Origin of the sequence: Desulfovibrio sp. (assembly GCF_018379785.1) — a bacterium.
GTDB lineage: Bacteria > Desulfobacterota > Desulfovibrionia > Desulfovibrionales > Desulfovibrionaceae > Desulfovibrio.
Window position 1 is genome coordinate 1 of the sequence record NZ_JAGZUV010000107.1, and the last position, 5,743, is coordinate 5,743.

Consider the following 5,743-nt stretch of genomic DNA (forward strand, 5'->3'; position numbering starts at 1 on the left):
AAACTACTCTGGAAGAAAAAGGTCGGGCAGCTCAACTAACCTGACAACAGGCACCATCAAAACGGTACCGACTGTCAGATCAAGTCTGAACTACTACAGCTCTATGCGGTTTTCAGAGAACCTAACGGCGGCCCCAGGAGAAAGCTGGAAGCCCCCAAGCGCGCGTTTGTTCCTATAAACCCATGCGCGCGATACGTTCAAGAGGGTGGAAACCTGAGATGCGGTAAGCATTGCTGTTCTCCTTAGCGCCTTCTCATCTCGCTTCAAGCAAGTTCAACTGTGGTGGCCGGCTGATTTTTTTATGGGCAGTGGTGTACTGGCCCGAGAGTATGCCGATTGTATTGGGCATGGCTGTTTTTCTCGGTTTCTGCCATCAATGGGAACCGGGCTCCTTTGTCCCGGTTCTGATGATGGTGGAAATAGTTCTGCTCTCCGGGGTGCTGGAAGCTAGGCGATCACCTTCACGCCATCGGGCAGATTGGCATGAAGCCACTCGGAAATGGAGCTGATAGCCGTGATTTTCCAGGCGCCGCCGTCAGCTTCGATGAGCGAGCAGGTCAGGGGATCGGAACCCAGGCGAAAGACGAACTTGCGCGGGGGCTGATCCACTTCCACAAAGGTACTGAACGGTATGAGCACGGCTGGGCAGGGTACAGGGACTGTGGATTTCCGCGCCGCGCCCTGTCGGATGGAAACCTCCTGTGATACGCCGTCATCAAGGAGATGGACTTCCCTGGTGTCCACAATATTGCCGGAAACTTGCAACAGGCTTTGGAGGTCTTCGCTTTCGCAGAAGCATGATTGTAGCCAGGGCACGAATTTGTCCGGCGACACATGCTGATTGAACATATGTTCCGGTATGACGGCGCGAGCCTGCATGAAAACGTCGCGCTGGCGAAAACCGCCGAACGGAGTGGAAATGACATCGACGAGCTGCGGTCCGCGGACATGCACCATGGTTTTCTGAAGATCCAGTCCATCGGGGTTGTCGGTCAGGTAGTCCTTGATGGACGAGAGCGTGCTGACGTTCAAAGTACCCACCAGGGCTTCGCGCAATTCTTCCCAATCCTGATCAGCATCGGGCTTGTAGAACACACGCTCGTCATCCAGTTTGTGCATAATGAAAGTCTGTACATTGGACTGCTTTTCGGCTTCCAGTTGTTGGCCAAGACCCACAAGATGGGCATTGGCTTCTTTGCGATTGTCAATAAGTTGTGACAGTTGGATATCCTCTCTGGTTGGTGGTTAGTTGCTCTGTACAGCCTTGAAAGGCGTCACGTTTTTGGAGGTTTTTTCGTGGACCTCGCCGGGCATAGTGCCTTCAAGGCGGAGCTGGCCGGGATTGTGATCCTTGGCGGCCTCGAACAGCAGATGTTTGCCATCTTCCTTGTCCAGCAGCAGCGGAATTTCCTGCGCTTCCTGAGGCTGGAGGGAGGTTTTGACCGTGGCCTTGGCCATGGGAAAATTGCGGTCCTTATTCGGGTTAAAGACGATTTCAAGCACCAATTTGCGGGGCCGGCGGAGTATTCACGTCAGCGATGTTTTCCGCGATTTGGGCCAGGGCTTCATCCACAGCTTCAATGATGCCGCCGCCATTCATGTGGGCGAGGGACAAGGGAATGCTCATAGTTACCGGGTGGAATGGCGGCTTTTGAGAGCCTGCGACTATGGCGCGCCCACCACGCGGCGGCTTTTTGTTGTGGCGCGGCGGGACAAGGGGCCCATCGTCTGGCCCGCGCCCTCACACGGCAACCCGAAATCCGCTGAAGTGCGGGCCGGGAAACTGCTGCCGTGGCGCACGGCGGCGGAGTGCATTGACTGGTCTATCCCCTCGCAAAGTATTTTCGACCGGAAAAAGCCGTTGGCTCTCGCCACACAGCGCCGTATTGCCGAGGGCTTACGGCGATATGTCCTCCAGGCGGCGGAGGCGTTCATCGTGACCTATTACGGGGCCAAGAAGCCCGACGATTTTCGCGGTCAAGACTTGGGCCGTCCGCTCCCGACACAGACCACGGAAAACAGGTTCGGTCTGATTTCGCCTGTGGTGGTGACGAATACCACGGGACACGCGCCGACGCCCGTGGATATGCCCATGCCGACCCTTACTACCGGCAATCAGCAGATGATGGCCGGGGTCGTCGTCGCCCCCATACTGTCGCGGCAGTTCGCCCTGGCAGTGCCGGTAAGTCCAGGGGTAACCGAGAACGTGGGCGTTTTTTGCAGGCTGGAAAGTCGGGCCGGATGCCGACAGCGGCGGAACGGAGTGTTCCGCAATCCTCCGGGCGAGCGAGCGCAACCGCAGCGATGCGGCAGCCACGGCAAAGCGGACGGGACAGGTCGGCGGTTCATCGGAGCCGCAACCATAGGCAGGGGTTTGGGTTTTTTACGCTGGGGGGATTGCGCCCGGCGAAGCGTGAGGCAGGACATGCAGCGTTTTGAAAATTACCCCATGGACGTGAGGGATTGATGCCTGCCCCCTCGTACCAGAATTGGCCGCGTTGCTCGGCCACGTCCCATTCAACCGGGGAGCAGTGCAAAAATACCTGCGTGCCCGGAAAGCGGGTATGCCGATTCCATGGCGGTCTGTCTTCCGGCCCACCCAAGGGCTCGAAGAACGCGCTGCGGACCGGCGCGCACGAGACGATCCTGGCCGCCACCATGACGCCGGAGGAACAGGCGTATCTGGCTGGACTGGATACAGATCCGCTGACCATGCTTCGGGAAAATCTCAAGATGCTCAAGTTACGAGAGTTGCGCATCATGCAGCGGATTCAGCGGGCGCGGGAGGCGGAAGCGCTGGCCGGACAGCCCACCGGGGAACAGGATTCGGAAGGAAATCAACGGCGGCATCCCTCCGGCTTTGGAACATTTGTGGGCCTGGTTCTGGCAGCTCCGCACGGCCAATCCATCCGCCGGCTTTGGCCCGGCTCCGCTGTCGTTCGGGGAAATGGACGCCTCGCAGCGCGTGACGGGCAACCGACTGGAACCGTGGCATGTGGATACGCTGCTGGCGATGGATGCGGCGTTCCTGGCCGCACAGCCGAAAAAGAGGGCAGGCGGCGGGGGAAAAACATAACGATTTGGAAAAGGCCGGAGCAAACGCCCTGGCCTTTTTCATTAGAGCATTTCAACTTTTAGTTGCGTATGACTGCTTTTTTTATCGACGTAGATTATCCTGCCACCGCTTGACGCACGACATCTGTAATGAAGGTATTCAACGACTTACCTTCCGCTGCCGCCGCAATGCTGGCTTGCTGGTATATTTCCGGGTCCAGCCGCAACGCAAAATTCCCTTTGTGGCTCTTGTGTGGGCTGATGCCGTGGCGTTCGCACTCTTCCAAAAACGCTCGCAACGACTCTGCCCCTTCACGCCGCAGTCCTTCAAGGTCTTTGGCGTAGAAGTCAGCGCCACCGTTCAGGCCTATAAATTCACCCCGAAACATTTCGATTTCCGGGTCGTATGCAATGACAGCTTTGTAGCCGCCGTCAAAATCCATAATATTTTTCATGGCTTCACTCCGTGCTGTTCCAGCCATTTTCTGATGCTGTTTACCGCCCCTTTATCCGTGTCCGGGGTGGGGTGCGGGCGATGAAATACCCGCACTTCGCCGAACAAAAACACACTCACGCGAGAACCTTCACGTTCTGCAATCTCCGCGCCTAACTCGGTAAAAAGACTCTCAATATCTGTCCAGCGAACGCTTCCGGGCACAGGGCGGGCGAAGATTTGCGCAAGTATGGCGGCATGTTTGCGTTTCATGTATTTATGATATTATTTTTTGATATTATGTCAATGCCTATCTGTGGTCTGTGATTCGAGTTTGTCTTTTGGCGCTGTCAAGCCCTCATTTCCCCGTCACTCCCCGCTGTTTTGCCGAATAGGGCGGGCGACGGCGGTGCGCGTGCTACGGTTTTCTCAAAAAATGGAGAACCGTTGTGGCCGGTTCGGTGGATCTTGCCAAGCTCGACGTGCAAATCAGGACGAGTGATGTCGCAACCGGCATTACCCGTCTGGATGCGTTCGCGTCATCCGCCGATGGGGCCGAGCATTCGGTCAAACGGCTCTCCACGGCATCCGGAGGGCTGGAACAATCCCTCGGACGGCTGAAAAGCGCTCTGGCGACGGTGGGCCTTGGTCTGTCCTTCGGCGGCGCTCTGAAAAGCGCGGCGGATTTCCAGACCAGTATCAACAACCTTGGCAAGGTCAGTGACCGGCCTTTGGCGGAAATGCAGACGCAACTCAAGAGCGTCAGTTCCTCGCTCGGCTCATATGCCCAGCTTGCCCAGGGTTATTACCAGATCCTTTCTGCCGGGGTGACGGACGCCACGGCCTCCATGGACATGCTCACCGCGTCGTCCATGGCCGCCAAAGCGGCCCAAGTCACGCAGGCCGACACCATCCGGGCGCTTACCTCTCTGATGACAGGCTTTACCGGCCAACTCAAGGACGCCGCCGACGCTTCGGATTTTCTTTTTTCCGTGGAGCGCTACGGCAAAACGTCGGTCCAGGAACTGGTGCCGGTGGTGGGCGATCTGGCATCCACGGCGCGCATCGCCAAAATTGCGGCCGCCGACATGGGGGCCGCGTTCTCGGTGATCACGCAGACCGCAGGAAGCACGCCGGTCGCCGCCACGCAGGCGCGCAGCCTGTTCATGAACATCGCCAATCCCTCGGAGACGATGCAAAAGACACTGGCTGGAATGGGGACCAACTCGACCGAGTTTTTCTCCTCCAACCGGCTGCTGGACGCGCTGAAGAAGCTGGATATGGAGGCCAGGAAAACCGGTAAGACCATCGGAGCCCTATTCACCGACCGCGAAGCCAAGGTCGCGGCGGAAAATCTCATCTCGTCCTCGAAGAGCTTTGAGGAATCCCTGGCGGGCATTGAGCGCCGGGCCGGTGCCACCTCGTCCGCATTCGGGAAGTACACGGCCAGCATCAACGGCCAGATTGACGAGATGTCCAACAACATGAGCAACCTGGCGACCAACATCGGCACAACCTTCGGCGGGACGGCCACCCAAGCTCTGACTTCCTTCAATTCGGTTCTGAGCGAGATCAACGCCAACTTCACGACCTTTGTGCCGGTGCTGACCACTGTCGGCGCGGGGATGGCGGCTCTTGTCGTGGCCCGGAAAGCCTCGAACACAACGTTTGCCGTGGGCGATGACGGGCAACGCGTGACCGGGCTGCGGGCATACATCGCCGCGCAGTATGAGAACATGGCTGCGACCAGGGAGCAGCAGGCGGCGGAAGCCAAACTCGCCATGGTCCGGGTCCAGGATGAAATGGCGGAATACAAGTCCTCGGCCAGCCGCGCTGTCAATCAGGCCATCCTCAACCGGAGCACCATGGCGCGCATGGCATACGAACAGGGTCTGCGCGATCTTCAGACGGACCTTACGGCCAAGACCGTGGCCTATGAAGCGTCGCTCAAGACGTTGGGCAGAACGTCCGTCACGGCTGGCACAGCCATGAAAGGGCTGAAATCGGCCGGAAGCTCGTTGCTGGGCGTGTTCGGGGGACCGTGGGGCGCGGCTTTTACCGTGGCGGTTATTGGGCCAAGGACGACGGCAGCCCTGATTACGACAATCCCCCCAAACACTGAAAGGAGCAACAATGTCCGGTTTTATGAGTTCTACTACGGCAATGAAAGTTTTTGAGGCTCAGGCCAAAGAACCCGACTCCGACAAGTTGCGGAAATACGCCTTCACGCCCACTCCCGGCCCTGACGGCAAACGC

Annotated in this window: 7 protein-coding genes; 3 read left to right on the top strand and 4 right to left on the bottom strand. The window is 58.1% G+C overall.

The features are described 5' to 3' along the window. Nucleotides 1-447 precede the first annotated feature (447 nt). Together KH208_RS14940 and KH208_RS14945 are read right to left on the bottom strand one after the other, a co-directional pair. Nucleotides 448-1,119, bottom strand: a complete 672-nt coding sequence (locus KH208_RS14940; RefSeq protein WP_291437628.1) for a hypothetical protein — start codon at nucleotides 1,117-1,119, stop codon at nucleotides 448-450. A 126-nt stretch (nucleotides 1,120-1,245) separates the two neighbouring features. Continuing rightward, nucleotides 1,246-1,503 carry a hypothetical protein gene (locus tag KH208_RS14945; RefSeq protein ID WP_291437630.1) on the bottom strand — a complete coding sequence of 86 codons (258 nt, stop codon included), beginning with the start codon at nucleotides 1,501-1,503 and terminating at the stop codon, nucleotides 1,246-1,248. Between the two features lie 49 nt (nucleotides 1,504-1,552). Between KH208_RS14945 and KH208_RS14950 the strand changes: the two genes are divergently transcribed. Continuing rightward, on the top strand, nucleotides 1,553-2,467 hold the full coding sequence (locus tag KH208_RS14950; RefSeq protein WP_291437631.1) for a hypothetical protein: 915 nt from the start codon (nucleotides 1,553-1,555) through the stop codon (nucleotides 2,465-2,467). Next, the gene (locus KH208_RS14955; RefSeq protein WP_291437634.1) at nucleotides 2,467-3,138 is read left to right on the top strand and encodes an HGGxSTG domain-containing protein; all 672 of its coding nucleotides are present in this window, start codon (nucleotides 2,467-2,469) and stop codon (nucleotides 3,136-3,138) included. Before KH208_RS14950 ends, KH208_RS14955 begins: the two co-directional genes overlap by 1 nt. 32 nt (nucleotides 3,139-3,170) lie before the next feature. Here the strand turns inward: KH208_RS14955 and KH208_RS14960 are convergent, their stop codons facing one another. Next, nucleotides 3,171-3,509, bottom strand: a complete 339-nt coding sequence (locus KH208_RS14960; protein WP_062251864.1) for a type II toxin-antitoxin system HicB family antitoxin — start codon at nucleotides 3,507-3,509, stop codon at nucleotides 3,171-3,173. Further along, entirely contained in the window at nucleotides 3,506-3,760 is a 255-nt protein-coding gene (locus tag KH208_RS14965; protein ID WP_083521959.1) for a type II toxin-antitoxin system HicA family toxin, read from the bottom strand. The genes KH208_RS14960 and KH208_RS14965 overlap by 4 nt, the downstream gene beginning before the upstream one ends. Before the next feature lie 176 nt (nucleotides 3,761-3,936). Between KH208_RS14965 and KH208_RS14970 the strand changes: the two genes are divergently transcribed. Further along, nucleotides 3,937-5,664, top strand: a complete 1,728-nt coding sequence (locus KH208_RS14970; RefSeq protein WP_291437638.1) for a phage tail tape measure protein — start codon at nucleotides 3,937-3,939, stop codon at nucleotides 5,662-5,664. Nucleotides 5,665-5,743 lie beyond the last annotated feature (79 nt).